The sequence below is a fragment of the Mycobacterium sp. genome (assembly GCF_032159775.1).
In the GTDB taxonomy this organism is placed as follows: domain Bacteria; phylum Actinomycetota; class Actinomycetes; order Mycobacteriales; family Mycobacteriaceae; genus Mycobacterium.
Window position 1 is genome coordinate 1 of the sequence record NZ_JAVHWK010000183.1, and the last position, 24057, is coordinate 24057.

At 64.7% G+C, this 24057-nt stretch carries 23 protein-coding genes; 14 read left to right on the plus strand and 9 right to left on the minus strand.

Annotated features, from left to right (window positions below):
• A partial coding sequence (locus QOJ24_RS24085; RefSeq protein WP_526265860.1) for a cytochrome P450 occupies positions 1–1133 on the minus strand: 1133 nt, incomplete at its 3' end.
• Positions 1134–1398: 265 nt separating this feature from the next.
• Here QOJ24_RS24085 and QOJ24_RS24090 point away from each other — a divergent pair.
• Positions 1399–2448 carry a spirocyclase AveC family protein gene (locus QOJ24_RS24090; protein WP_526265861.1) on the plus strand — a complete coding sequence of 350 codons (1050 nt, stop codon included), beginning with the start codon at positions 1399–1401 and terminating at the stop codon, positions 2446–2448.
• Between the two features lie 5 nt (positions 2449–2453).
• Here QOJ24_RS24090 and QOJ24_RS24095 read toward each other — a convergent pair whose 3' ends face one another.
• A complete protein-coding gene (locus tag QOJ24_RS24095) occupies positions 2454–3044 on the minus strand; it encodes a TetR/AcrR family transcriptional regulator (RefSeq protein ID WP_526265862.1) in 591 nt (196 codons plus the stop codon).
• 166 nt (positions 3045–3210) lie between these two features.
• Here QOJ24_RS24095 and QOJ24_RS24100 point away from each other — a divergent pair, with 166 nt between their 5' ends.
• Positions 3211–4389: a cytochrome P450 gene (locus QOJ24_RS24100; RefSeq protein ID WP_526265863.1), complete on the plus strand. Its 1179-nt coding sequence runs from the start codon at positions 3211–3213 to the stop codon at positions 4387–4389.
• Positions 4390–4398: 9 nt separating this feature from the next.
• On the opposite strand, the gene QOJ24_RS24105 is transcribed toward QOJ24_RS24100, so the two are convergent.
• On the minus strand, positions 4399–5319 hold the full coding sequence (locus QOJ24_RS24105; protein WP_526265864.1) for a TIGR03619 family F420-dependent LLM class oxidoreductase: 921 nt from the start codon (positions 5317–5319) through the stop codon (positions 4399–4401).
• 150 nt (positions 5320–5469) lie between these two features.
• Between QOJ24_RS24105 and QOJ24_RS24110 the strand changes: the two genes are divergently transcribed.
• The 5 genes from QOJ24_RS24110 to QOJ24_RS24130 are packed head-to-tail and all read left to right on the plus strand — an operon-like array spanning position 5470 to position 10189.
• Positions 5470–5835, plus strand: coding sequence for a hypothetical protein (locus QOJ24_RS24110; RefSeq protein WP_526265865.1), 366 nt, complete (start codon positions 5470–5472; stop codon positions 5833–5835).
• Positions 5835–6443 (plus strand): nitroreductase family protein, encoded by a 609-nt coding sequence (locus tag QOJ24_RS24115; RefSeq protein ID WP_526265866.1) that lies wholly within the window; start codon positions 5835–5837, stop codon positions 6441–6443. Before QOJ24_RS24110 ends, QOJ24_RS24115 begins: the two co-directional genes overlap by 1 nt.
• A 28-nt stretch (positions 6444–6471) precedes the next feature.
• A complete protein-coding gene (locus QOJ24_RS24120) occupies positions 6472–8622 on the plus strand; it encodes an acyl-CoA dehydrogenase family protein (protein WP_526265867.1) in 2151 nt (716 codons plus the stop codon).
• Positions 8623–8636: 14 nt separating this feature from the next.
• Positions 8637–9773 (plus strand): thiolase family protein, encoded by a 1137-nt coding sequence (locus QOJ24_RS24125; protein ID WP_526265868.1) that lies wholly within the window; start codon positions 8637–8639, stop codon positions 9771–9773.
• On the plus strand, positions 9770–10189 hold the full coding sequence (locus QOJ24_RS24130; protein ID WP_526265869.1) for a Zn-ribbon domain-containing OB-fold protein: 420 nt from the start codon (positions 9770–9772) through the stop codon (positions 10187–10189). The genes QOJ24_RS24125 and QOJ24_RS24130 overlap by 4 nt, the downstream gene beginning before the upstream one ends.
• Before the next feature lie 22 nt (positions 10190–10211).
• Here the strand turns inward: QOJ24_RS24130 and QOJ24_RS24135 are convergent, their stop codons facing one another.
• Together QOJ24_RS24135 and QOJ24_RS24140 are read right to left on the minus strand one after the other, a co-directional pair.
• Positions 10212–10817: a winged helix DNA-binding protein gene (locus tag QOJ24_RS24135; protein WP_526265870.1), complete on the minus strand. Its 606-nt coding sequence runs from the start codon at positions 10815–10817 to the stop codon at positions 10212–10214.
• Complete coding sequence (locus tag QOJ24_RS24140; protein ID WP_526265871.1) at positions 10810–12465, minus strand: pyruvate, phosphate dikinase; 1656 nt, start codon at positions 12463–12465, stop codon at positions 10810–10812. The genes QOJ24_RS24135 and QOJ24_RS24140 overlap by 8 nt, the downstream gene beginning before the upstream one ends.
• Positions 12466–12687: 222 nt before the next feature.
• Between QOJ24_RS24140 and QOJ24_RS24145 the strand changes: the two genes are divergently transcribed.
• Both QOJ24_RS24145 and QOJ24_RS24150 read left to right on the plus strand, forming a co-directional pair.
• Positions 12688–14301, plus strand: a complete 1614-nt coding sequence (locus QOJ24_RS24145; RefSeq protein ID WP_526265872.1) for a PEP-utilizing enzyme — start codon at positions 12688–12690, stop codon at positions 14299–14301.
• A gap of 12 nt (positions 14302–14313) precedes the next feature.
• On the plus strand, positions 14314–15318 hold the full coding sequence (locus QOJ24_RS24150) for a DUF7064 domain-containing protein (RefSeq protein ID WP_526265873.1): 1005 nt from the start codon (positions 14314–14316) through the stop codon (positions 15316–15318).
• 23 nt (positions 15319–15341) lie between these two features.
• Here the strand turns inward: QOJ24_RS24150 and QOJ24_RS24155 are convergent, their stop codons facing one another.
• The 3 genes from QOJ24_RS24155 to QOJ24_RS24165 all read right to left on the minus strand — a co-directional run bounded on the left by QOJ24_RS24155 (position 15342) and on the right by QOJ24_RS24165 (position 17920).
• Positions 15342–16463 carry a phosphotransferase gene (locus tag QOJ24_RS24155; protein ID WP_526265874.1) on the minus strand — a complete coding sequence of 374 codons (1122 nt, stop codon included), beginning with the start codon at positions 16461–16463 and terminating at the stop codon, positions 15342–15344.
• A gap of 180 nt (positions 16464–16643) precedes the next feature.
• Positions 16644–17102 carry a Zn-ribbon domain-containing OB-fold protein gene (locus tag QOJ24_RS24160; RefSeq protein ID WP_526265875.1) on the minus strand — a complete coding sequence of 153 codons (459 nt, stop codon included), beginning with the start codon at positions 17100–17102 and terminating at the stop codon, positions 16644–16646.
• Positions 17099–17920, minus strand: a complete 822-nt coding sequence (locus QOJ24_RS24165) for an SDR family NAD(P)-dependent oxidoreductase (protein ID WP_526265876.1) — start codon at positions 17918–17920, stop codon at positions 17099–17101. Before QOJ24_RS24165 ends, QOJ24_RS24160 begins: the two co-directional genes overlap by 4 nt.
• Positions 17921–18106: 186 nt before the next feature.
• Here QOJ24_RS24165 and QOJ24_RS24170 point away from each other — a divergent pair, with 186 nt between their 5' ends.
• The 5 genes from QOJ24_RS24170 (at position 18107) to QOJ24_RS24190 (ending at position 23534) form a co-directional block, all read left to right on the plus strand.
• Entirely contained in the window at positions 18107–18799 is a 693-nt protein-coding gene (locus QOJ24_RS24170) for an Rv1363c family protein (RefSeq protein WP_526265877.1), read from the plus strand.
• On the plus strand, positions 18796–19476 hold the full coding sequence (locus QOJ24_RS24175) for a hypothetical protein (protein WP_526265878.1): 681 nt from the start codon (positions 18796–18798) through the stop codon (positions 19474–19476). Before QOJ24_RS24170 ends, QOJ24_RS24175 begins: the two co-directional genes overlap by 4 nt.
• A gap of 9 nt (positions 19477–19485) precedes the next feature.
• On the plus strand, positions 19486–20388 hold the full coding sequence (locus QOJ24_RS24180) for an alpha/beta fold hydrolase (RefSeq protein ID WP_526265879.1): 903 nt from the start codon (positions 19486–19488) through the stop codon (positions 20386–20388).
• 8 nt (positions 20389–20396) lie between these two features.
• Positions 20397–21659 carry a WS/DGAT domain-containing protein gene (locus QOJ24_RS24185; protein WP_526265880.1) on the plus strand — a complete coding sequence of 421 codons (1263 nt, stop codon included), beginning with the start codon at positions 20397–20399 and terminating at the stop codon, positions 21657–21659.
• Positions 21660–21761: 102 nt separating this feature from the next.
• Complete coding sequence (locus tag QOJ24_RS24190; protein ID WP_526265881.1) at positions 21762–23534, plus strand: DUF3556 domain-containing protein; 1773 nt, start codon at positions 21762–21764, stop codon at positions 23532–23534.
• A 46-nt stretch (positions 23535–23580) separates the two neighbouring features.
• Here the strand turns inward: QOJ24_RS24190 and QOJ24_RS24195 are convergent.
• A partial coding sequence (locus QOJ24_RS24195; protein WP_526265882.1) for a DUF305 domain-containing protein occupies positions 23581–24057 on the minus strand: 477 nt, incomplete at its 5' end.

The following is a 24057-nucleotide window of genomic DNA, read 5'->3' on the forward strand; positions in this document are numbered from 1 at the left end:
GGCCAGTGCACCCGCGCTGTCGTGCCCGGCGTGATGTGATAGTCCGGAATTCGCTTGTGCCACTCCTCGTAGAGCACTTGCATCTCCATCCGCGCCAGGTGCGAGCCGAGGCAACGATGCACGCCCATGCCGAAGCTGACGTGCCGGTTCTCAGTGCGGTGGAAGTCGATCTCGTAGGGGTTGGCAAACATGCCTTCGTCGCGATTCGCCACGGCCAGGTAGCTGGTGATTCGGCTGCCTTCGGGCAGCGTGTGCCCGGCCACCGTCACCTCCTCGGTAGTCACCCGGGGAATGAAGGGCGCAGGCGGATCCAGCCGCAGCAGTTCTTCCATTGCGGCGGGGATGAGCGATGGGTCGTTCACGATTTCCCTTCGCCTGTCCGGATTCTCGGCCAGCCGCTGCATCCCGAATCCCAAGGCATCCATCACGGTGTCTAGACCGGCGAGCACGAAGAGGAAGCACAGGCCGATGGCCTCTTCATCGGATAGGGCGTCGGGAGGTTCGATGCTCAGCACCTGACTGAGCACATCGTCTCCTGGGTCGCCGCGGCGCTTCTTGATGAGCTCGGACAGGTATGTGAAGAGCTCGAGCGCCTTCTGCATGCCTTCTTGGGCCGCTTCGTCGACTGACGTCTGGCCCGCTGCGGCGCTGAGGTTGAGAACGGCGTCCTTCCACACGATGAACTGATCGCGCATATTCAACGGCAGCCCAAACAGCGTGAGAAACACCTGGATGGGGAACACGGCGGCAACCTCGGCGATGAAGTCGCACTCTCCGCGCTCAATGATCGGCTCGATGATTTCGCCGACCTGCTTGCGAAGATCGGGTTCGAGGGGCTTGATCACGCGGGGGCTGAAGAACGGCTGAAGGATACGACGGTAGCGCGTCTGCTCGGGCGGGTCGAATGCTATGGGCACCATGGGGACTGGGCTGGCGAGCACGTCGAACGCCCGCTTCGACGAGAACACCGAGGGGTCCTTGAGAATCTGCTCGACCACGTCGCGATGCGTGGCCGCATAACCGTCTTCCACTTCGACCAGGGGATGCTCGTCCATTTGATGCCAGGCGTCGTCGCGGGCCTCCGGCATCGGAAGGTCGTCGGTGGAAACCTTGGGGAGAGCGTCGGCTGTCAAGACCCGTCCTCGATTCTCAGTGGTGCGCTGGTGAAACTGTGACCGTCGTTACTGCCCGAAGTCTGCCATTACCGTCAGATGTAGACAACATGCGTGGGGCAGTCAACAACGGCTGCGATTGCTTGCAGGCCGTGTAACCAGCAAAAATACGGCTAAGTTCGGAGAAATACTGATGTAGACAGTATCGTCAGACGAGTTCGCTCGTTGACACTGTGACAGTGAACTGTCATCTTTAAGGATCGGGACAACGCGAGGAGACCTGACAGTGACCGACGTCAAGAGCCCTGTCCGCGTCGATGGTTCACCGCCGCCCTCGGCAACCGGGGTAGAGATCAAAACGCTTCGGCCTGTTCTCTTTTGGTCGGCCGTCGGGGCGGTCTGCATAATGTTCGCCGCCTACGTCTACACCTCCTGGATCGTCTCGGGCAATGCGACTCCGGCGGATCCGGGACCCGATCCGATCCCCGGCGGCACTCAGCTCGCTATGACCGTCTTCCAGATCGCCTGCCCGATACTGGCTCTGGTCGCCATCATTTACGTGGTCCGCAAGAGCGTGCGGGAACGTCAGCTCTGCGTCGAGGCCGCCGTCGTCATCGGGTCGGCGATCGCGTGGTGGCACGACCCCCTGATCAACTGGTTTCAACCGGTGCTGTTCTACAACGCAGGGCTGGTCAACTTCAGCAATTGGATGGAGAACGTCCCCGGCTCGCTGAGCCCGGGCAGCCGGTTCATGGCCGAGCCCGTGCTGATGATCGGGATGATCTACATCTGGATGCCGCTCGCCATGGGCAAGGTCGCGAAATGGGCCATGGGCCAAGCGCGGCACCGGTGGCCGATACTGGGACCCGTTCGCACGTTCTGCTGCGGCTGGCTTGCTGTCTACGTCATCGAGTTTCCGCTCGAGATCTTCGCAGTGCACCACGGGCTGGTCGCCTATCCGGCGTCGATTTCCGGTGTCACGCTGTGGGCCGGGCAGACCGTGCAAATTCCGCTCTACGGCCCCGTTCTTTGGTCGCTGGTGCTCAGTACCAGCGGAGCGCTGATGTTCTTCCGCAACCGGAAGGGCCAGATCCGCGTTGAGGCGGGTGTGGAGACGCTGCGCCGGGTCGGACCGCGGGCCAAGGGACTGCTGCGCGCCCTGGCGGTCACCGGTTTCCTCCACGTGGTGGCGATCGGCGTGTATGACCTGCCGGTCAACCTCGCCGGTCTCTACGCGGGACCGACCGACACCTATCCGACCTATCTGCGCACGCAGTACTGCGGACCCGACACTCCCCGCGCTTGCCCTGACGGCACCCTGTTCGAAAAGCCGTAGGGCTGTTACTTCAACACCGACGGCAAGCCGGCGAACTCCTGCCGTATCAGATCGTCGAACGCGCGATTCGAGGCCGACAACCACTGACTCATGGCGCGCTCCATCAGCAACATTCCGATCGCCGCGAGCAAGCTGCACTCATCATCAGGAGAAGCGAGACGACGCCGCTCAGCGATCACTTTCGCTACCGTGTCAGTGTTGGCCTGGTGGTTCTGACGTTCACGGCCCTGCAAGACGTAGGACGAGGCGACGGCCTCGTGGTACTGCGCAATTCGCTTGCGAATGCGCTTCAAGCCCGGCGCCAGCAGAGCAAACGATTCGGCCATCGCCTCGTAGTCGGAAAGCGCGTCGTCCTGGGCGAGAAACACTCCGCTGAACGCATGGATGAAGCCGTACTCGCCAGAGAACAGAACCGATTCCTTGGTCGGGAAGTAGCGGAAGAAGGTTCGCGGTGACACGCCGGCAGCGTCGGCGATCTCATCTGTGGTGGTCTGCTCATAACCGTTGGCGCTGAACAGATTCAGAGCGGCCTCGAGCAGCGCAGTCCGCATCTTGTCCGCATGCTCGCTCCGCGGCGAACGGTCGCCCCGCGCCATCGATCAACCTCCTCGGCCATCGCCGATCGAAACGATACCCTCCACTGACAATGGGTAGCAGTCGTTGACACCTGTCGCCGCGCGGACAATACTTGTCAGTTGTGACAGTCTACTGTCAAAGTTGCGATCTACAATCACCTCGCGGTGGAAAGGGACTTTCCCTCACATGACCGAGACAGCCTTGAATGGGGCCGCGAACATCAACGACCTGCCGTTCACCACGGATCGCTCCCGCGCATGGCGGGAGTTGCGCGAAGCGGGCGAGGCGGTCACCTCCGGTGAGGAGATCGTGCTGACCAGCGCATCGGCCGTCGAGTTCGCGGCTAAGAAACCTGAGGTCTTCTCCTCGGCGCGCGCATTCGATCGTCTGGGCAGCCCGGTTCCGCTTGTCCCGATAGCCATCGACCCACCGGATCACACGCGGTTCCGGCGCATGCTGGATCCGTTCTTCAGCCCCAAGAAGATGGCCGAGCGCGAGCCGGAGTTGCGCAGGCAAGCGGGGGAATTGATCGATGCGATTGTGGCCAAGGGTGAATGCGATGTGGTGTCCGACCTCGCCACACCGTTTCCGTCGCAAGTCTTCCTCACACTGTTCGGCCTGCCGATGGCTGACCGCGACAGACTGGTGCAGTGGAAGGACTCGATCCTGCAGTTCACCGACCCGAGTAGCGCTGAGGCGACACCAGAGGTGCTCGCCCAGGCTCTGGAACTGTTCACCTACCTCACCGAACACATCGCCGAGCGGCGCGCCGACACCACCGGTACCGACATGCTCACCCAGCTGATTCGAAACAGCGAAGAAGGCGGAATGTCGGACAACGAGATCCTCGGACTGTGTTTCATGTTCGTGCTCGCCGGTCTCGATACGGTTACCTCCGCGGTGGGCTTCGCTTTGGCGAAACTGGCAGGCGATGACGAACTACGTCAGCGGATCAGCCAGGACCACAGCCTGATTCCCGCTTTCATCGAGGATCTGCTGCGCGTCGACGGGCCCGTGCCGTTCGCGCCACGGGTCACCACCGAGGAGGTCGAGGTAGCGGGCGTGGTGGTGCCGAAGGACACCACGGTGATGTTGAGCTACGGCAGCGCCGATCGCGACCCGAGACGCTATGAGGACGCCGACAACATTCATTTGGACAGCAAGGCAGTCCATTTCGCCTTCGGGCGGGGCCCGCATCGGTGCCTGGGGTCGCACCTCGCGCGGCTGGAACTGCGGCTCATCCTCGAGGAGTGGCACAAGCGCATCCCTGAGTACACGCTTGCCGACGGCAACGAACCGCAGATGCCGTGGCCCACGGGGACAATGGGCCTCACATCGGTCCCGCTGACGTTCAAGCCGTCATAGGGAAGGCGGTCAACCGACTTTCGGGATGACCTCTTCGGCGACCCAGGCCATGTGGTCCAGGTAGGCGTTGAAGTCGTCGAGGGGCGGCGGGTTGACCCAGGTGTCGGTGACGCCGAGTTCGGCCAGCATGTTGCAGTTGTCGATCACCTGCTGAGCGCTCTGGCCGAACTGTGCGTTCGGGTCGTCGACCTTGACGTGCTCCTGACCGATGGACAGCACGGCGAGGCTGTAGAACAGCGAGAACGGGCGGTCGTCGAACCCGGGCTGGGAACGCAGGTAGTCCATCTTCGCGGGCAGCTCCTCCGGCTTGGTCAGCCAAGGCGCCCAGCCATCCCCGAAGCGGGCGGCACGCCGCAATACCGCGTCGGCGTCGCCGCCCATCCAGATGACAGGATGCGGTTTGCGAATCGGCTTGGGGCCGAACGCGACGTCGTCGAACTTCACGAACTCGCCGTCGAAACTCGGTGTGTCGCTGTGCCAAAGCTCGAACATCGCGGCCAGTGACTCATCGGCGATACGGCCGCGCTTCGAGAATGGGATGCCGATCGCGTCGTATTCCTCCTTCAGCCAACCCACGCCGACGGTGACCTGTGCGCGTCCGCCGCTGAGCCAGTCCAATGTCGAGATCGATTTGGCCGCGATGACGGGGTTGTGCAACGGCAGGATCGTCACCATCGAACCGATGCTGATCGTCGACGTGGCGCCTGCCACGAACGCCTGGGCCGTGGTGGCGTCCAGGTAGTGGTCGCCGGACAGCTCGACGTGGCTGGTTGGCGTCAAGAAGTGCTCGGGCAGGAACACCATCGAGTACCCGAGGCGTTCGGCGGTCTGGGCGGTCAGCGCGATGTCCTGGCCGGCCAGGCCGTGCTCCCACGGTTGGGTGATTGCTGCGACATGCATGCAGTTGGGCAGGTATACAGCGAATCGCATTATGTGCCTTCCAGGTTCGGCCAGGATTCTTGGAGCGAAAGACTATGGCAGTCGACTGCCACTCGTCAATGCGCTGACCACCGACGTTGACTATGACAGTGGACTGTCATAATGTCGTTGGTAACATCCGACGTGAAAGGCGTGTCGCCCATGGCCCCCAACCTCTTCATTGCGCTGACCAACCCGATCGAGGGTGAGGACGACGCGTTCAACAAGTGGTACGACACCCAGCACGTACCCGAGGTCCTCGACGTACCCGGGGTTGTATCGGCACAGCGATACGACATCGTGGACCTGCCGCCTACCGACGATCCCGACCTGCCTGCCCAGCTTCCGCCGCCGACACACCGCTACATGGTCATCTACGAGCTAGACAACGACCCCGACGTCGTCATGGGGGAATTCCTCAAGCGCGTCATGTCCGGCGCCATGTCGCTGGGCGAATGGCTTGACCTGGGCACCATCGCGTTGAATGGCTGGAAACCGCGAGGCGACCGCGTGGCGGCGGGGTCGTAGTGGGGGAACTGCTTGCCGTCATGCATGCGCAGCGTGCGTGTCGTCGTTTCGACCCTGACGGCAAGGTACTGGACGCCGACCTCGAGCTGATGCTGGAGTCCGCCGTTCACGCCCCGAGCGCCGAGAACTCCCAACCGTGGTCGTTCGTCGTGGTGCGAAACGAAGAGACCAGAGCACAGCTGGCCGAATGGTGGACCGAGACGTGGAATGCGGGCGGCGGCGACTTCGTCCGACAGAGCCTCGACGACAAAGTGCTGGTGGCTGATCTCGAATACGGTTTCAGCCGAGGCGGATTCGCGGCGGCACCGGTAATCGTCGTGGTCTGCGCCGACAGCGAACGGGTGCCGGAGATCTACGCGCCGTCCTCGATCTACCCGGCCGTGCAGAACCTGCTGCTCGCCGCAGCCGACCTGGGTTACGCGTCCTGTCTGACGACCGGGCTCACCACATTCGGTGTCGACCGGGTTCGCGACAAGCTGCAGTTGCCCGACACGTTGTCGCCTATGGCCGCGGTATATCTCGGCAAATCGGCGAGGAAGCTCTCGCCGCCCCGTCGTCGTCCGGCCACCTCGGTGACGTATCGCGAACAGTTCGGCACCCCGTGGTGACGGACCCGACCAGAACGGAGCGTTGCCAATGCCCTTGGCGATAACGGAAGACCACCAGGCACTCGCCGAGGTAGCCAAGGCGATGGTGGCCGGCCGCTCCGGCACGGCGGGAGCCCGCCGCATCCTGCTCGAGCCGCAGTTGGAGGGCCGATGGTGGCATGACGACGGCCTGTGGAAGGAGATCGTGTCCACCGGCTGGCTCGGCCTGCACATCGATGCGCAGTTCGGTGGCGAGGGGTACGGACTCCCGGAGTTGACGATCGTGCTCGAGCAACTAGGCCGGGCGGCCATCGGCGGCCCGTTCCTGCCCACGGTCGCAGTGTCGTCGGTGATCGCCGAGGCCGGCACCGATGAGCAGCGCAAGCGGTGGCTGCCGGGCCTGGTATCCGGCGACACTGTGGCAGGGATCGCGACGACAAGCGATGCGACACAATCGGAGTCGGTCGTGAATGCCGGTGCCATACCCTCGCTGTCGGAACCCGCCGCAGACGTCTTCCTGGTGCCGGTTGGCGACGATTTGGTGCTTGTCGAGGCGGCCGATGCCGTCTCGACCCGAAGTGTCGACTCGGTGGACCAGATCATGCGACCGATCACGGTGTTGGGTCTGGCGTCGGCACCGGTAGCCGATGTCTTTCCCGGTGCCGCCGGGTGCGCTGCCCGGATCGTCCGACTGCTGGCCAGTGCGGAAGCGGTCGGCGGTCTTGCCGCATGCACCGAGATGGCAACGGTTTACGCGGCAACACGGGAACAGTTCGGCCGTCCGATCGGTTCGTTCCAGGCGGTCAAGCACCACTGCGCGAACATGCTTGTCGAGACCGAACTGGCGGTGGCCGTTGCCTGGGACGCCGCGCGTGCCAGCCGAGAAGAGGCCGAACTGGCTGCGACGATGGCGGCGGGGCACGTGCTACCGGCCTATCAGCGAGTAGCGCTGCAGAATGTGCAGATCCACGGCGGCATCGGCTACACCTGGGAACACGACGCCCACCTCTACGTCAGGCGGGCGACGGTGTTGCTCGCATTCACCGGTGGGCAGGAGACGTTGCGGGACAAGGTGATCGAACTGCAAAGGGATGGACAGCGTCGCCGCCACTCGGTCGACCTGCCCCCGGAGGCAGATGAGTATCGCAGCGCCGCAGAGGAATTCCGTGCCGAGCTTGACCGCACGGACACCGACGGACAGCAGAAGCTGTGGGCCCGTAGCGGTTACCTTCAACCGCATTGGCCGAAACCATACGGGCGCAACGCCGACTCCGTCGAGCAGCTGATCATCGAGGAGGTCTTCGACGGCGTCGAAAAGCCGAGTCTCGGCTTGGGCGAATGGGTAGTGCCGACGCTGCTGCAGCACGGCAGCGACGAGCAGATCGAACGCTTGATGTGGCCCAGCCTCGAGGGCGAGCTGCGCTGGTGCCAGTTGTTCAGTGAGCCGGGCGCAGGTTCGGATGCCGCGGCAGTGGCTACCAGGGCGAAGAAAGTTGACGGCGGCTGGTCGGTCACCGGACAAAAGGTGTGGACAAGCGACGCGATGAATTGTCAACGCGGCCTGGCGACCGTGCGGACCGATCCGGATGCGCGCAAGCACAGGGGCATCACCGCGATGATCATCGACCTCGCCAATCCGGGCGTTCAGGTTCGCCCGCTGAAGGAGATCACCGGCGAGACATTGTTCAACGAAGTGTTCTTCGATGAAGCCTTCGTGCCCGACCGCGACGTGGTCGGTCCCGTCAACGCCGGCTGGACAGTCGCGATGGCGACACTCGGCAATGAACGCGTGTCGATCGGCGGCGGATCGGTGACGATGGCCGCCGATGCGTTGCTCGAACTGCTGGCTCGTTACCGGTCCGGCGACGGCGGGCTGGCGCGCGACGTCGGCGCGCTGCTGATCGAGTCGTATGCGGCGGCCGCGCTGAACCTGCGGCAGGCTGCTCGCGCGGTGTTCGATACCGGCCCGGGAATAGAGGGCAACATCGCCAAACTGTTCGGCGCTGAACACGCCCAGCGGGTCGCAGAGCTCGCGCTGAGCATCGCCGGACCCGGCCTGCTGAACGGAGACGACCCGGAGGTGCTGCATGACTACCTGTTCAGCCGGTGCCTGACCATCGCGGGCGGAACCTCGGAAGTCGTCAGGAATCTCATCGGGGAGCGCATCCTGGGCCTGCCTCGAGAGCCCATGCCGAAGTAGATCGGAGAATCGGAATGACCTGTGCCGTTGTAGGAATCGGCCGCACCACCTATTCGCGAAATTCAGGGCGCACGACACGCGCGATGGCGGTGTCCGCGTGCCGGGATGCGATCGCGGACGCCGGACTGACCGCCGGTGACATCGACGGCATCTGCACGTACATGGCCAACGATTCCGAGCAGCCGATCTTCGTCGGATGGGCGCTCGGCACCGATGAACTGTCCTGGGCCAACGCCATGTACGGCGGCGGCAACCTGGTCGCCGACCAGATCGCGACGGCAGCAGCCGTCATCGAGGCGGGCATGTGCAAGGCGGTCCTGGTGTACCGCTCACTCAACGGTCGCTCCGGGTACCGGTTCGGCCACATCGAGGGCCCGATGCAGGTGCAACACCACGATCAGTTCGACACCGCGTCGGGGTTCATGGTCCCGCCTCAGTGGTTCGCGATGTGGGCGCGCAGGCACCAGCACGAGTATGGGTCCACCAGTGAAGATCTCGGCCAGATCGCGATCCAGCAGCGCGCGCATGCCGGCCCTAACGAGCACGCGCTGCGTCGGGAACCGCTGTCCATGGACGACTATCTGGCCGCCCGGTGGATCAACGAGCCCTTCCGGGTACTGGACTGCACCTCGGAGGTCGACGGCGCCGTGGCAATCCTGATCACCGGGGAGGACATCGCCCGCGACTGCAAGCAACCGCCGATGTGGCTGGTCGGATCGTCGAACTCGCAAGGCGGCGCCGGATGGACGTCGTGGGACGATCCGACCGAAATGTTCTCGCGCACAGCCGGTCCGAAGATCTGGGCGAACACGGGACTGACGCCGGCCGACATGGACGTCGCGTGCATGTACGACTGCTTCACCTACACCGTGATGGCGACCATGGAGGGATTCGGGTTCTGCGAGAAGGGCGAAGTGGGGAAGTTCTTCTCCACGGGCCGTGCCACCTACGGCGGCGACGTCGTGGTCAACCCCCACGGCGGCCTGCTGTCGGAGGGATACATCCACGGCCTGAACCACCACTACGAAGCGGCGCTGCAACTGCGGCACGCGGCCGGGGTCCGGCAGGTCGACAACGCGCAACTGGCACTTGTCACCGCCGGCGGCGGTCCGTTCGGCGGTGCCAACGTCTACAGCAGGGAGAAGCCATGACCGATGCTCTACTGACGCCGCCGATTCCGGTTCCCGACCCCGACACCGCGCCGTACTGGGAAGGTCTCAAGAACGGCAAGTTGATGCTGTGCCGGTGCGATGACACCGGCAAGTGGATACATCCGCCGCTGGAGCGCAGCCGGTTCACCGGTGGCCCCGTGCACTTCGAGGAAGTCAGTGGTGAGGGCACCGTGTTCAGTTTCATCGTGGTCCGCCAGGCTCTGGTGCCGGGCCGCGTGCCGCCGTACGTGGTCGGACTGATCGAACTTGACGAGCAGCCGGGTCTGCGGATCAACGCCGTCCTCGACTGTGACCCCGCCGACGTCCGAATCGGACAACGTGTCGAACTGCGCATCGTCGACTTGGGGGAAAGCGGTTATCGGATCCCCGAATTCGTCCTCAAGGACTCCGCTTAAACTGCCTGCGCACTACGGGCCGCTACTCCGCGTGGCCCGCGCCCTCCTCGTCCTCACGGGTCAGTCCCGCTGCCCCGATCAGTTCCTCGTGTAGCTCGAACCACACCGTGTGGTACGAGTCGACGACAGGTCGGGCGAACCACGTCGGGTCGCCGGCCCGGATCTTGCCCATGGCCGTCGACAGTTTGGCCGTGTATGCGTCCAGCCGCGGAAGCTGTTCGGAGGCCGAGGCCAAAATCGCCAGGATCGCCTCGTGCACGCGTTCGAGCCGGGCCAGTACCGCCGCGTCATAGTCCGCGTCCGAATGGTCGTTCGGTCCGCCGTCGCGGATCTGCCAGTCGGAGACCAGCGCCTTGAGTGCCCGGTTCACCGGGCGAAACTCGTGGTAGATCCGCGCGATGGCCGGGCCGTCGATCCCGCGGCGCTCCTCTGCGAGCAATTCGGCCAACCGCTCCCTGCCCTCGGGTGTCAACCGAACCGCCGTGCCGCGCACCAGTAGTCCCGCTCCTGCCAGATCCTCAACAGCCGCGCCGACGGCGTCTTCTTCCTGCTCGAGCGTCGCGGCCAGGTCCGCGGGCCTCACCCGGCCCTTCAGCCGGACGGCCTGCAACAGCGCCAGTTCATCCATCGTCGGGCCTTTCTGCGAGTGCGACTGCGGTGAGCATGGCGATCAGGGGATCGTCGCTGACGACGTCACTGAGCCCAGTGCCGACCGCTTCACGCACCGCAGCCGTGGTTGTCGCCGCAAGCATCGGATGAGCACCGGCGGCGTGCGCCCGTAGCGGAGACACGCGAAGGGCGATCGCGGTCAACTCGACCAACTCCGGGCTGTCTCTTTCCGACCACGCTGCCACCTTCAACACACCGTCGTAGACCTCACCCGCGCCGCCGTCGACCGTGACCGACCGGCCGTCGAGCGCCGCGGCAACGCCGGTACCGCAACCCACCACTGCGGGCAGACCCAGTTCTCGACTGACGACCGCAGCGTGGGACGTGGCGCCGCCGACCTCGGTCACCACGGCCTTGGCCGCGAGCATCCCCGCGACGTCGTCGGGGCTGGTCGAGATGCGGACCAGGATGACATCCTCGCCCGAGTCCGCGGCGTCGATCGCATCGTCGATATCGGTGTGCGCCATGCCGGAGGCGACGCCGGGGCCTGCGGGCACACCCCTTGCCAATAACGTAGCGGCGGTGCGAATTTCGGGTTGCAGCGACGGTGACAACAGCGCGCGCACATGCTCTGGGGTGACTCGCTGCACCGTCTCCATGTCTCCGATGACACCCGCACTGCGAAACGTCAAGGCCAGGCGGACGGCAGCCTGTGGAGAGCGCTTCGCGACACGGGTCTGCAACAGCCACAGTCGACCTTCTTCGACGGTGAACTCGACGTCCTGGACGTCGCGACCGAAGCGTTCGAGCTCGGCCGCCGCAGTCAAGAGCTCGCCGTACACATCCGGCTGCGCAGTCCGCAGGGCGTCCAGCGGCAGACAATCGTAGGCACCCGAGACGACGTCCTCACCCTGCGCGCAAGGCAGCCATTCACCCAATGGCTCGTCGGCGCCTGTGACCGGATTGCGGCTGAACACAACTCCGGTTCCCGATTGTCTGTCGAGGTTCCCGAAAACCATCGCTTGGATCACCACCGCGGTGCCTGCGGCACCGTCGAGGCCTCGGTGAGCACGGTATGCCGTCGCGCGGGGACTGTTCCACGAAGCGAACACCGCTTCGATTGCGCCGCGGAGTTGGAGGAATGGGTCGTCCGGAATGTCCGCCGACTCGTCGGAATCGAGCACGATCCGGCGATACATGGCGTCGAACCGGCCGCGGGTGTCGGACGCGAATTCGGCTGTGGCGCTGGAAGCGATCGCGTGTTGCACATCGTCGTTCATGCCGAGGTCCAGCACGGTGTCGAGCATCCCCGGCATCGACTGTGCCGCCCCCGAACGCACGCTGAGCAGTAGCGGTCGCTTGCCGCGGCCGAAGGTGCGCGATGTCTCGCGCTCCAGCCACCCGAGGCTCTCCAACACGCCGGGCCAGACAGGGTCCAGTGCGCGTCGATCGCCGCTCAGGAACGCAGCGCACACATCCGTTGTGAGGCAGAACGCCGGTGGCACCGGCAGGCCGAGCCACCGCATCAGGTTGATGCCGTGGGCCTTATTGCCCAACTCTTCTCTGGACAACGAACAACTGCCGTCGAGCAGCGCAATCGAGGTCCGGTTCGTGTGCTGTTGCTTGGAGATATCGCCGCGCGCGGCCGAACCGATCGAGCTAGGCATCCTGCTTGAACCTCATGCCGGCCTTCCGGGGTCGGGATCGATGACGCGCTGGGCGGGCCGCTGGCGGGGACACGTGGCCGTCGACCAAGTACAGTATGACAGTTAACTGTCACACTTACCTACCGATCGCGCCGTCGAAGCCAAATCGGCGCGCTTGATGACCAGGCATGCCAGAATCAGGGTGAACGTGACAGTGAACTGTCATCTGCGTACAGGAGGACAATGGCCGACGACAGTACGCATGCCGGCTTGACCGACCCAATTCGGGGGTGCAGCGAGCCGGACCGAATGTGGACACTGACCAACGTCGGTGAGGCCACCCCCGACATCCTCTCGCCACTGTGCTGGTCGCTGTGGGGTAGTGGGGTCGAATGTGCCAGCCGCGAAGGCATCTACGATTTCGGCGTACTGCCTCGCTCCGCGCTCGTGGTGCCCGAGGACCCGAACCAGTGGGCGACGGCGTGCTTCTACGGCAGGCAGGCGATGAACGTCGACCGCGCACGCGAGCTGGCAGGGCTGCTCCCCGGCACCACCGGTGACGACTTCGAACGCGACCTGTTGGGTTCGGTTCGCGCCGACGCCACCCCGACCAAGAGCGATCCGCTCCGGATTCCGTTCGTGGCGGTGAAGGCGCCGCTGGCCGCGATACGGCAGCGCTGGGCTCCACAGCATGCGTACGACGATCAGATGAACTGGTGGCGTACCCAGGTGCTGCCAGGCGATCCGGCGGATCCCAGGGCCCTGCTGACCGACTCCATCCGCCGCTTCACCCAGGTCATGCGGGTCCACGTTCGCACCCGCATGATCCTCAATATGCTTCGCGCTCAAGTCGAATCGATAACTGCGCGACTCGGACGCACCGATCTGGCGCCGACGTTGCTCGCCGGGTACGGCGGTGTCATCGAGACCGGCCTCGCCGATGACGTGTGGTTGGTGGGGCAGGCGCGTCTCTCGGTGGCGGAGTTCGTTGAGCGGCATGGATTTCACGGCCCCAACGAGGGCAACGTCATCGGGCATTCGTGGCGGGAGGATCCCGAGGCAGTCGAACGGATCGCTGCTGTCCATGCAGGCCGCCCGGAGGCCGAACGGCCCCTGGCGCGTGCGGAGCGCACGGTGGCGGCCCGTAAGCAGGCGGAATCCGATCTGCTGGCCGGATTGTCCACGCCTCGCCAGGTTGCGCTTCGCGGGCTGCTGAAGTTCACGGGATATCAGGTCCGGTCGATGGAGCTCACCAAGGCCGGCTTCCTCACCGCGATCGACGGCACCCGAGCGGCCGCGAGCGCACTGGGCCGAGAGCTGGTCGGGGCAGGCAAGCTCGAGTCCGCCGACTACGCCTTCTACCTCACCACCACGGAGCTGCTGGGACCCCTTCCGGACAACGCGGGCGAGATCGTCGAGTTCCGCAGGCAACGGCGCGAGGAGTATCGGGCACTTGAAATCCCGGTGTCCTTCGTGGGCATGCCCGTGCCCATCGAGGTGGACACCACCGCAGGTGTGGACGATCGGAGCGTTCGGGGAATGCCCGCCGGGCCCGGCGTCGTCGAGGGCACCGTGCGGGTCGTACTGGATGCCGACGCCGACGACGTGCTCGACGACGGCGAGGTGCTGGTGTGCAAGTTCGTCGACCCTGGCTGGACGGCACTGGTGTCGCTCGCGGGAGCGCTGGTCACCGATATCGGCAGTCCGGCCAGCCACGGCGCGATCGTGGCGCGTGAACTGGGTATCAGCTGCGTCGTCGGGACCGGCAACGGCACCAAGGTGCTGCGCACCGGCGACGTAGTACGTGTCAACGGTACGACCGGAGAGGTTGCCGTACTGGCCCGTTCGGCCCTATAGGAGGGACCTTCGATGAGCAGCGCGATCAGGCAATTGTCCTCGGGGTTGAGCGCGGACAATGAACGCACGGTGCAGACATGCCCCGACATCCCAGCATGGACCGAGAACCTGCTGTTCACCCCATACGACCCGGTCAACGACATCGGCATGTGGCTGCACCTTGGCACCGTCGCAGACAAGTGGGAGATGTGGGAGGACCGCGTTCTCATCGGGCTCCCTGAGGATCAGGGCGTACTGAGCATGTGGGCCTATCACCGCACCGTCGCAGAGCGCCAGCCGGCGGGCGCAAATCTCGAGTTCCACTGCGAGGAACCATTTCACAAGTGGCGGATAACGTTCGACGGCTTCTGCCTACGCTCGTCCTACGAGCAGATGCGGACAGGCCCGCTGGCGGACGGGTCGAAAAGTCATGTACGCATGGACCTCCTTGTCGAGTGCGTGACGCCCGTGTGGGACGCCGCGACAGCGGGCCAGGGCATGGCTGAGCAGACTTGGGCGCGAGAGCATTACGAACAACTCACCCGGGTGACGGGTCAACTGGTCGTCGACGGGGTGAGCATCGACTTCAACGGTGTCGGCTGGCGAGATCATTCGCGGGGACCGCGCGGTGCCGACACGCTCAAGGATTGGGGCGGGCACGTGATCACCGGCGGGGTGTTGCCAAGTGGACGTGCCTTCGGACTATGCCGGTACTGGGCCCGCGACGGACACACCACGCTCGAGGGCGCGTACGTGGTCGATGACGGAGCCCTGCGCCACGTCGACATCACATCGGTGCCGCCGCCCGCAACAGGGACTCGCCACGGCGAGACGTATTCGTTCGCGCTCGGCGGGGAGGACGAGATCGCCTGCACCGTGCGGTCATCGATGTGGCTCTCGATGGCGGACGGTCTTCCCTACGGAGTCACGGACCCGGTACGGGCCTACACGGTCAGTTGGGCGCAGGTGCAGTGGGCGGACGAGTTGGGTCACGCCTACCTCGAGCGATCGGCGTTGACAGACTCCGCCGCGCGATGAGCGACAATCAGCAGTCAGGTGGGTCAAGAAGTGAGTAGCGCGCCAGTGCCGAGGTCCGAGTAGGCCTCGGCGAAGCGTCCGAGCACTGCGCGCACGATCTCCACGGAGTACATCTGGTCGGGCGTGATGGCCCACATGCAGAAGCCCCATGCCGGGCTTTGCCGGTAGGCGTTCCACATCTCCTCGCGGTCCGGCGGCGCGTCGACACCGCTGTCGATCAGACGTCCGCGGTAGTTGTCGAGCAGTTCGCGTTCGTGGTCGCGGCGCAAGGCGGGCGGCAATGCTCCGATCAACGCGTAACCGACGTCGTGCACCCACGAGCCCTGCCGCACCAGTTGCCAGTCGACCAGACCGATCGTTCCGTCGGGCAGCACATATGTGTTTCGGGGGTGGGGATCGCCGTGAAGCAATGTGACCGGTTCGGCAGCCACCAGGTCCTGCAGCGCCCAGAACGCCGCTTCCATCGTGTCGATATCGGCGCCCGCGGAACCGAGGAGTTCTTTCTTGTACGGCAATTCGAGGAATGCGCGAATGATCGCGAATCCGTCGCTTCGCAAGAATTCGGCGAATCGGCCCGTCACCGGGTTCTGCAACCACGACAGGTCCCCCCCGTCCTTCAAGCGTGAACTTCCCCAGAACGGGGCATGCGTTCGGCTCAGTGTCGCCAGCAACTGGTCGACTTGTTCGACGGACAAGCCGGCGACTGCGTCGGGCACTTCTGCGCCGCGTAGCGTGATGTCCTCCGCGACGATCAGAAACTGTGACGGACCGTCGAGATGCTCGGCAAAAAACGTCGTCATGGTTTCGACGTCGAGATCGTCACGCAGATCGCGGTAGAACGTCGTCTCGTCGTCCAGAAGCACCGTGCCGCCGCCACCCGCAGACAGCGATTCGTCTACGGCTGCCGGCAGGTCGTGCACAGTCCCCAACTGTGTCTTCACAAACAGTTGCCGAGGCAGCACGGTCTGGGAATCGGCGTAGTCGACGTCGAGGTGTAGGTGCGAGGTGGTTCCCTGCCAGGACTTGCGAAGCCGGACATCGGTTACGGTGACTTCAGGATGATTTCGCCGCAGTAGAGACGTCAGCACGTCGGCAGTCAAATCCGTGGGGGAGTTCAGTGTCACGTTCGATACAGACCCGGCCATGCTTTTCCTTGTCAAGCGTCAGAATATGTCAGTTGACTGTCACAGTAACATCGGCCAGCACGGTGAATCACCGATCGCGCGGATGTGCAGGAACGAGGTTCCGCGCGGCGGGACAGAACTCCACGACGTCGCCTCGTGGCAGCTGACTGCCACGATTGGTGGTTCGTTCGAGGGTGTGGGTCAGCCCGGCGCGACTGGGCGGAACAAGGGCAGCCACACCCGGCTGTCCTCTTCGCCTGAAACCGTGGTCCAGTCTTCGAAGAAGACCTCCACGGGCAGGCCAACGCGAATGTCGTCTGAGGACACATCGACGACATTGGTGATGAGCCGGACGTCGGGCTCGTCGGCGAGCTCGACCATCGCCACGATGTAGGGCGGGTCGAGTCCGGGTATCCACGGCTGCCGATTGACGGTGTAGGCGGCGACGGTGCCCCTGCCGGACACCGGCTCCGGCGCAACGTCGGTGCTTCGACAGCGCCAGCACGCCGGCCCGGGTGGATGGAAGAAATGCCCGCAATCGTGGCAGCGGTTGATCAGCAACTCCCCGTTGCGCCCGCCCGTCCAGAACGCCATCGACTCCGGCGTCGGAGTGGGCGCCAGGCGGGTCTGAGGTCTGCGGTATGTCGAATCAGTCGTCATGCGCCCACTCCCTGCCAATCGCATCCGGTCAGTTCGGCGGACAGCTCCCACAGCCTGCGCGCGCTCTGCGGATTACGCGCCTTCGCGGCGAGCTTCACCGGCTTCGGCTTGCCCCACTGGTGAAAAAGGCCCCGCGGTGCGATGTACGTACCGTTGGGCAGGTCGGTGGTCACCGCCCGGATAGTCGACCGGGCCCCCTGCGCGGGAGTCTGGGCGATGCGAGGCGACAACGCCCTGCCCGCCCACTGCAGCAGCCCGGAGCCGTCGCGGGTGATGTCGGTGGCCGTCATTCCGGGATCAGACGCGTAGGCGATCCGGCCGCGGCGGGCCAGCTCCTGCACGAAAAGTACGTTCGCCAGCTTGGACTCCCCGTAGGCCGACCAAGGGTTGTAGCGGCGCTGGTGCCAGTTGAGGTCATCGAAGTGCATCTTGGCCAACGCGTGGTTGCTGCTGGCGACCGCGACGACCCGATCACGTACGCGATCTCCGAGCAGGCAGGTCAGCGCGAAATGGCCGAGGTGATTAGTACCCATGTGGGCCTCGAAGCCGTCGGCCGTCCGGGTCAGTGGTAGACCGAGGACCCCGGCGTTGTTGACCAGAACGTCCACGAAGTCCACTGAATCAGCGAACTTCCGAACGCTGGTCAGGTCCGCGAGGTCCAGCTCGGCGATCTCGACGTGTCCGGACATGGCTGCCGCGGCCTCCTTGCCCTTGCCCGGGGTTCGGCATGCGATCACCACGTGGTGGCCCGCAGCTGCCATGGCCGCCGCCGTTGCCTTACCGACTCCGCTGTTTCCGCCAGTGACGATGATGCGCACCTGGTCTCCTCCCGGCCGGTAGACGCCAAACCGTAAACTATTTATCGGTTTGGCCAGGATACCGGCGCGAACACCGCAGGTGGTAGTGCCCCATCAGCTACATCCAAGCCGGGCCACGTAGGTTGGACCGGATGCGCTGGTGTATACACAGGCCAATTGGCTCGCAGAGCCGCGGAGGAGCAAGGAATGGCTAAGCACGGCGTCGACCCCGACGGGGGCGCGACGGATCCGACAGACGCCGAGACGACTGTCGCTGACGTGACGACCGACGAGACGACGGACGCTGAGGCGACAGACGCCGAGGTGGAGCCGACGGCGGCGAAACCGGAATCCGAGACAGACGCCGATGCCGACGCCGACGACGATGATGTCGAAAGCAAGCCGGCTCGGCCCCGGATGTCGCCCGTGCGGCTGGCGACCATCATTGGTTTGGCGGCGGTGGTCGCCCTGGCCGGGTTGACCGGGTGGCTCGGTTACCGCGCGTACGAGTCGCGCAAGGCCGCCGACGAGCGCAACCTCTTCCTCCAGGTGGGCCGGCAGGGCGCGCTCAACCTCACCACCATTGACTTCGAGCACGCCGACTCCGACGTGCAACGCATCCTCGACTCGGCGACCGGCTCCTTCTATGACGATTTCCAGGCCCGTTCGGCGCCGTTCGTGCAAGTCGTCAAGCAGGCGAAGTCCAAGTCCGTCGGCAACATCACCGAGGCAGGTGTGGAGTCCGAGTCCGGAGACAACGCTGCGGTCCTCGTCGCGGTGACGGTTAAAACGTCGAACGCCGGTGCTGCCGAGCAGGATCCGCGGTCGTGGCGGATGCGCATCACAGTGCAGAAGATGGGTGACCAAGCCAAGGTGAGCAATGTGGAGTTTGTGCCGTGACCGATACCCCGAAAGGCAACGCCGCGGAGGAACAGGCCACCGTGACGGTCGATGAAGAGTCCGGCGAGAAGACGACGACGGACGACTCGGACACGCCGTCGGACACCGACACGGCGATAGTAGCCACCGATGAGTCGGCGGACCCCGCCGACGAGTCGACGAGAGGGGGCGAACCTGCAAAGCCGCGGCGGAAAATCAACTGGCGGCGCGTCAGCGCCTTCGCTCTGCTTCCCACCCTGGCGTTTCTGCTGGCGTTGGGCGCCGCATTCCTGAAGTTTCAGGACTCGGCGGTGCGCCAAAGCGACCATGCCCGCACCGAGTCGGTGCAGGCAGCCATGGACAGCACGGTCGCTCTGTTGTCGTACAAACCCGACACTGTCGACAAGCAGCTGACGGGGGCGCGCGACCTGCTCACCGGCGACTTTCGCGATCAGTACACCGACCTGATCAACAATGTCGTCATCCCGGGTGCCAAGCAGAAGCAGATATCGGCGGTTGCCAAGGTGCCTGCGGCCGCGTCGGTATCGGCCAATCCCGGCCGTGCGGTGGTCCTCGTGTTCGTCGATCAGACGGTGAGCGTCGGCAACGGCGTGCCTACCGACACCGCATCCAGCGTGCGTATCACCTTGGAGAAGGTTGGCGATCGGTGGCTGATCTCCAAGTTCGACCCGGTCTAGCCCACAGTCGTGAGCGATCCCCACTGGACTGACGTCGCTACCTCATCGGTGCAGCTTCGCGCATTGACCTGGGGGCCGCCCGACGCTCCGATCGCGTTGTGTTTGCACGGCTTTCCCGATACCGCCTGGGGATGGCGAAAGCTCACGCCGCTGCTCGTCGACGCGGGCTGGCGTGTGGTGGCGCCGTTCATGCGGGGATATGCACCATCGTCGATCCCCGCCGACGACAGCTATCACGTCGGTGCGCTGATGGAGGACGCGCTACAGGTGTTGGAGGCGGCCGGACCGACGGGACGCGACGTGGTGATTGGCCACGACTGGGGTGCGATGACCACCGCCGGACTCGCGGCGATGCCTGACAGCCCGTTCGCCAAGTCGGTGATCATGTCGGTGCCGCCTTTCGCCGCGTTTCAACCGTGGGGCCGCGCGCCCGATCAGCTCCGGCTGGTGGCGCAGATCCCGCGGCAGTTGTTGCGCAGCTGGTACATCATGTACTTCCAATTGCCCTGGCTTCCCGAGCTTTCCGCATCGCGTGTGGTTCCCATGCTGTGGCGGCAGTGGTCACCGGGCTACGATGAGGCGCAGGATGTCCGACTCGTCGAGGATGCCATCGGCGGACCGCAGAACTGGCGCGGTGCGATCAGCATGTACCGGCAGAACTTCCGGGGTACCACACCGCCTACCGAGTACGCGGATCTCCATCGCTTGTTCCTGAAGCCGCCCATCCTTCCGACCCTTTACCTGCATGGTGACGACGACGGTTGCATGGCAGCGGATTACGTCGCCTGGGTGCAGCGAGTTCTGCCACCTGGCGGGGACGTCTTCGTCGTCGAGGGCGCGGGCCACTTCCTGCAGCTCGAGCAGCCGGCTGCGGTGGCGCGCCACATTGTCGACTTCGTCGGACAAGTCTGACAGGGGACATGCCCGTGCACCGGCTTGCAGCGGTCGATGCGCAGACGTACTGGCTGTCGGCGAAGATGCCCAACGACCAGCTCCTGGTGTACGGGTTCGATGGGAAGCCAGCCGATCTCGATCAGGCGGTCGAAGAAATCCGTTGCCGCGCCGATGCTTGCGCGGAGCTTCGTCTGCGTATTCTGGACGGCAACGCATTGACCTATCCTGCGTGGGCGAGCATCGACGTCGACGCCGGTCAGTTCACGGTCCATCACCTCGATGACAACAGCTGGACGGGCTGCCTGGACGCGGTGCGCAGGCTCGGCGATCACCACCTCGATCCACGGGTGGGTGCGTGGCGGTTGCACATCTTCCCGTCGATTGACGGTGTGCCCGGGGCCGCAGGCCCGGGAACGGTCGCTGTCCTGCAAATCTCGCATGTACTGGCCGACGGCGCGCGTTCGTCGGCGATGGCCGCGCGGTTGTTCGGCCGCGCCGTCGACATCGCGCCGATCACAACGCCGTGGCTGCGCGGCGTCAAACTTCCGTGGCGCAGCCTGCTCGCCGCACGGACGTACCGCCAACTTGTCCGCGACACCGCAATGGGCTTGGTGCCCGCGGAGGCGGCGCCGCGACCTGCGTTGCGGAGCAACACCCGGCCGTCGGGCGTGCGCAGCGTGCGCACCCTGGTCCGGCACCGCGAGGGCCTGCCGGGCCCGACGGTGACGGTCGGCGTGTTGTGCGCGGTATCCACGGCGCTGTCGGCTCACCTGCGTGGGCTCGGCGACGACCCGTCGACGCTGGCTGCCGAGGTGCCGATGGCCAAAACTGTTGTCCGCGAGGCGAATAACCATTTCGGCAACGTCGGCGTCGGTCTGTATCCGGAGCTGAGCTTCTCAGAACGGGCGACACGGGTCGCGGCCGACCTCGCCGACCGCCGTCGGCGCGCTCAGCATCCGGCGATGCAAGCGGCGAACCGGGCGTTCGCCGTCACGCCTGCGCCGCTACTGCGCTGGGGCGTCGCACATTTCGACCCGACCGTGCGGTCGCCAACGGTGACGGGAAACACCGTCGTCTCCAGCGTCAACCGGGGACCGGCGGACCTGCACTTCGGCGGTGCACCGGTGGTGGTCACCGCCGGCTACCCGGCGTTGTCGCCGATGATGGGACTTGCCCACGGTGTGCACGGCATCGGGGGCACCGTCGCTGTCAGCGTGCATGCCGCCGAGTCGGCGATCGGAGACGTCGACGAATATGTCGCCCGGCTCGACGCCGCACTGTCAGGATGACGGAGGAAGTCGTCGCGACGATCAGCGTGAATGAAGGTTGGGCAGCGGTCTGATCGGCGAAGTCTGGCCGCGAGGCTAGAACACGTTCTAGTCTGGGTGGCCATGGGATTCCTTCAGCCCGATATGCCCGTCGTCGACTTCGCCGAGTGGAGTAAAGGAACTCGCTCCGAGAAGATCCGCCCGATGGCCAGGCACTGGGCCGAGGTCGGCTTCGGCACCCCTGTCGTCATGCACCTGTTCTATGTCTTGAAGATCCTGCTCTACATCCTCGGCGGCTGGCTGTTCGCGCTCGCCACCAAGGGCGTCGACGGCTTCGCCGACATCGCGCAGTGGTGGACCGAGCCGATCGTGTTCGAGAAGGTCGTGCTCTACACCATGCTGTTCGAGGTGGTCGGGCTCGGCTGCGGGTTCGGGCCGCTGAACAATCGATTCTTCCCGCCGTTGGGGTCGATCTTGTACTGGTTGCGGCCCAACACCATTCGGCTGCCGCCATGGCCGAGCCGGGTACCGCTGACGAAAGGCACCGCCCGCACGCCGGTGGATGTGGTCCTGTATGGGGCGCTGTTGGTGATGCTGCTCGTCGCGCTGTTCTCCGACGGCACAGGACCGGTTCCGGCTCTCGGTACGACGATCGGTGTGCTGCCGCTCTGGCAGATCTGCACGATTCTGGGGCTGCTGGCGGTGCTCGGCCTGCGGGACAAGGTGATCTTCCTGGCCGCCCGCGGCGAGGTGTACGGATCGTTCGCGGTGGCGTTTCTGTTCGCCGGCTTCGGGGTCGACCTGATCATCGCCGCCAAGCTGGTGTGCGTCGCGATCTGGATGGGGGCCGCGACGTCGAAACTCAACAAGCACTTCCCGTTTGTGATCTCGACGATGATGTCGAACAACCCGTTGATTCGAACCAAGTGGCTGAAACGGAAGTTCTTCGAGAAGTTCCCCGACGATCTGCGTCCCGGGCGGGTATCGCGGTTCATCGCCCACTTCAGTACCGCGATCGAGATGTTGGTCCCGTTGGCGCTGTTGTTCTCCCACGGCGGTTGGCCGACGGCGATCGCGGCGTTCGTGATGCTCTGCTTCCATTTCGGCATCCTGTCCGCGATCCCGATGGGCGTGCCGCTGGAATGGAATGTGTTCATGATGTTCTCGGTGCTGGCGTTGTTCGTCGGGCAAGCCGAGGTGGGACTGTCGGATCTGACCACTCCGCTTCCCGTGCTGCTCTTCGCACTGCTCGCCACGATCGTCGTGCTGGGCAACCTCTTTCCGCGCAAGATCTCATTCCTGCCGGGTATGCGGTACTACGCAGGCAACTGGGACACCTCGTGGTGGTGCATCAAGCCGTCAGCCAACGAGAAGATCGAGCGCGGTCTGGTCTCGATCGCAAGCATGCCCGCCTCCCAGCTCGCGAAGTTCTACGGCAGCGAGGAGCAGGCGCTGATCTTTCTGTACAAGGGATACGCCTTCCGCGGGTTCAACTCTCACGGTAAAGCCCTGCTGACCCTCGTGCATCACGCGTTGGCGGAGCGCAATCAGGACGACTACCTGATCACAGAGGGAGAGCGACTGTGCAGCACTGCGGTCGGGTGGAATTTCGGCGACGGCCACATGCACAACGAGCAACTGATCACCGCGATGCAGGAGCGTTGCCACTTCGAGCCGGACGAGGTGCGTGTCATCCTGCTCGATGCGCAACCGTTTCACCGGCAACGGCAGGAGTACCGCCTGGTCGACGCAGCGACAGGGGAATTCGAGCGGGGTTACGTGAACGTCGCCGACATGGTGACGGGCCAGCCGTGGACCGACGATATTCCCATACACGTCACCTGGGCGGCCGATGGCGCGACGAAACTGCGGAGAGATCGCGATTCCGTCGAATAAGTCGATCTGCCCGCAGTCTCGGCGTGGTCAGCTCCTGGCAATGTGTCTAGCCTGCGAGCAATTGGTTCATCCGGTCGATCTCGGTCTGCTGCGCATTGACGCTGTTCTGGGCAATCGCCTTGGCGTCGACGTTGGCGCCGTTCGCTACTTCGGCATTTGCCATCTCGATGGCTCCCTGGTGATGCCCGACCATCGACTGCAGCCACAGCTGATCGAACTCGCTGCCCTCCAAAGAAGTAAGTCGGGCTATCGTGGCCTCGTCGACCATGCCTGGCATTCCGCCGTTGCCGGCGGGCGCCCTAGCGGGGCTTGACTCGGAGTTCGAGTTCCATTGCACCAGCAGGACCTTCAATGTCTCGATCTCGGGTTGCTGTGCGGCCGATATGTCCGAGGCCAGCTGCTGCACGTCGGCGTCGGCCGAGCGGTCCGCGACGAGAGCTGACATGTCAATGGCCTGCTGGTGATACGGAATCATGTTCGTCACGAAGGCGACGTCTGCGTCGTTGTGGTCGGCGGCCTCCCC

What these genes read in the sequence shown, in the direction of transcription:
- QOJ24_RS24160 (WP_526265875.1), bottom strand. Translation starts at nt 17,102, where the DNA reads ATGACGACTGATTCGACATACCGCAGACCTCAGACCCGCCTGGCGCCC.
- QOJ24_RS24185 (WP_526265880.1), top strand. Translation starts at nt 20,397, where the DNA reads ATGCCCGTGCACCGGCTTGCAGCGGTCGATGCGCAGACGTACTGGCTG.
- QOJ24_RS24140 (WP_526265871.1), bottom strand. Translation starts at nt 12,465, where the DNA reads ATGCCTAGCTCGATCGGTTCGGCCGCGCGCGGCGATATCTCCAAGCAA.
- QOJ24_RS24155 (WP_526265874.1), bottom strand. Translation starts at nt 16,463, where the DNA reads ATGGCCGGGTCTGTATCGAACGTGACACTGAACTCCCCCACGGATTTG.
- QOJ24_RS24150 (WP_526265873.1), top strand. Translation starts at nt 14,314, where the DNA reads ATGAGCAGCGCGATCAGGCAATTGTCCTCGGGGTTGAGCGCGGACAAT.
- QOJ24_RS24135 (WP_526265870.1), bottom strand. Translation starts at nt 10,817, where the DNA reads ATGGATGAACTGGCGCTGTTGCAGGCCGTCCGGCTGAAGGGCCGGGTG.
- QOJ24_RS24130 (WP_526265869.1), top strand. Translation starts at nt 9,770, where the DNA reads ATGACCGATGCTCTACTGACGCCGCCGATTCCGGTTCCCGACCCCGAC.
- QOJ24_RS24170 (WP_526265877.1), top strand. Translation starts at nt 18,107, where the DNA reads ATGGCTAAGCACGGCGTCGACCCCGACGGGGGCGCGACGGATCCGACA.
- QOJ24_RS24095 (WP_526265862.1), bottom strand. Translation starts at nt 3,044, where the DNA reads ATGGCGCGGGGCGACCGTTCGCCGCGGAGCGAGCATGCGGACAAGATG.
- QOJ24_RS24100 (WP_526265863.1), top strand. Translation starts at nt 3,211, where the DNA reads ATGACCGAGACAGCCTTGAATGGGGCCGCGAACATCAACGACCTGCCG.
- QOJ24_RS24125 (WP_526265868.1), top strand. Translation starts at nt 8,637, where the DNA reads ATGACCTGTGCCGTTGTAGGAATCGGCCGCACCACCTATTCGCGAAAT.
- QOJ24_RS24120 (WP_526265867.1), top strand. Translation starts at nt 6,472, where the DNA reads ATGCCCTTGGCGATAACGGAAGACCACCAGGCACTCGCCGAGGTAGCC.
- QOJ24_RS24105 (WP_526265864.1), bottom strand. Translation starts at nt 5,319, where the DNA reads ATGCGATTCGCTGTATACCTGCCCAACTGCATGCATGTCGCAGCAATC.
- QOJ24_RS24145 (WP_526265872.1), top strand. Translation starts at nt 12,688, where the DNA reads ATGGCCGACGACAGTACGCATGCCGGCTTGACCGACCCAATTCGGGGG.
- QOJ24_RS24190 (WP_526265881.1), top strand. Translation starts at nt 21,762, where the DNA reads ATGGGATTCCTTCAGCCCGATATGCCCGTCGTCGACTTCGCCGAGTGG.
- QOJ24_RS24110 (WP_526265865.1), top strand. Translation starts at nt 5,470, where the DNA reads ATGGCCCCCAACCTCTTCATTGCGCTGACCAACCCGATCGAGGGTGAG.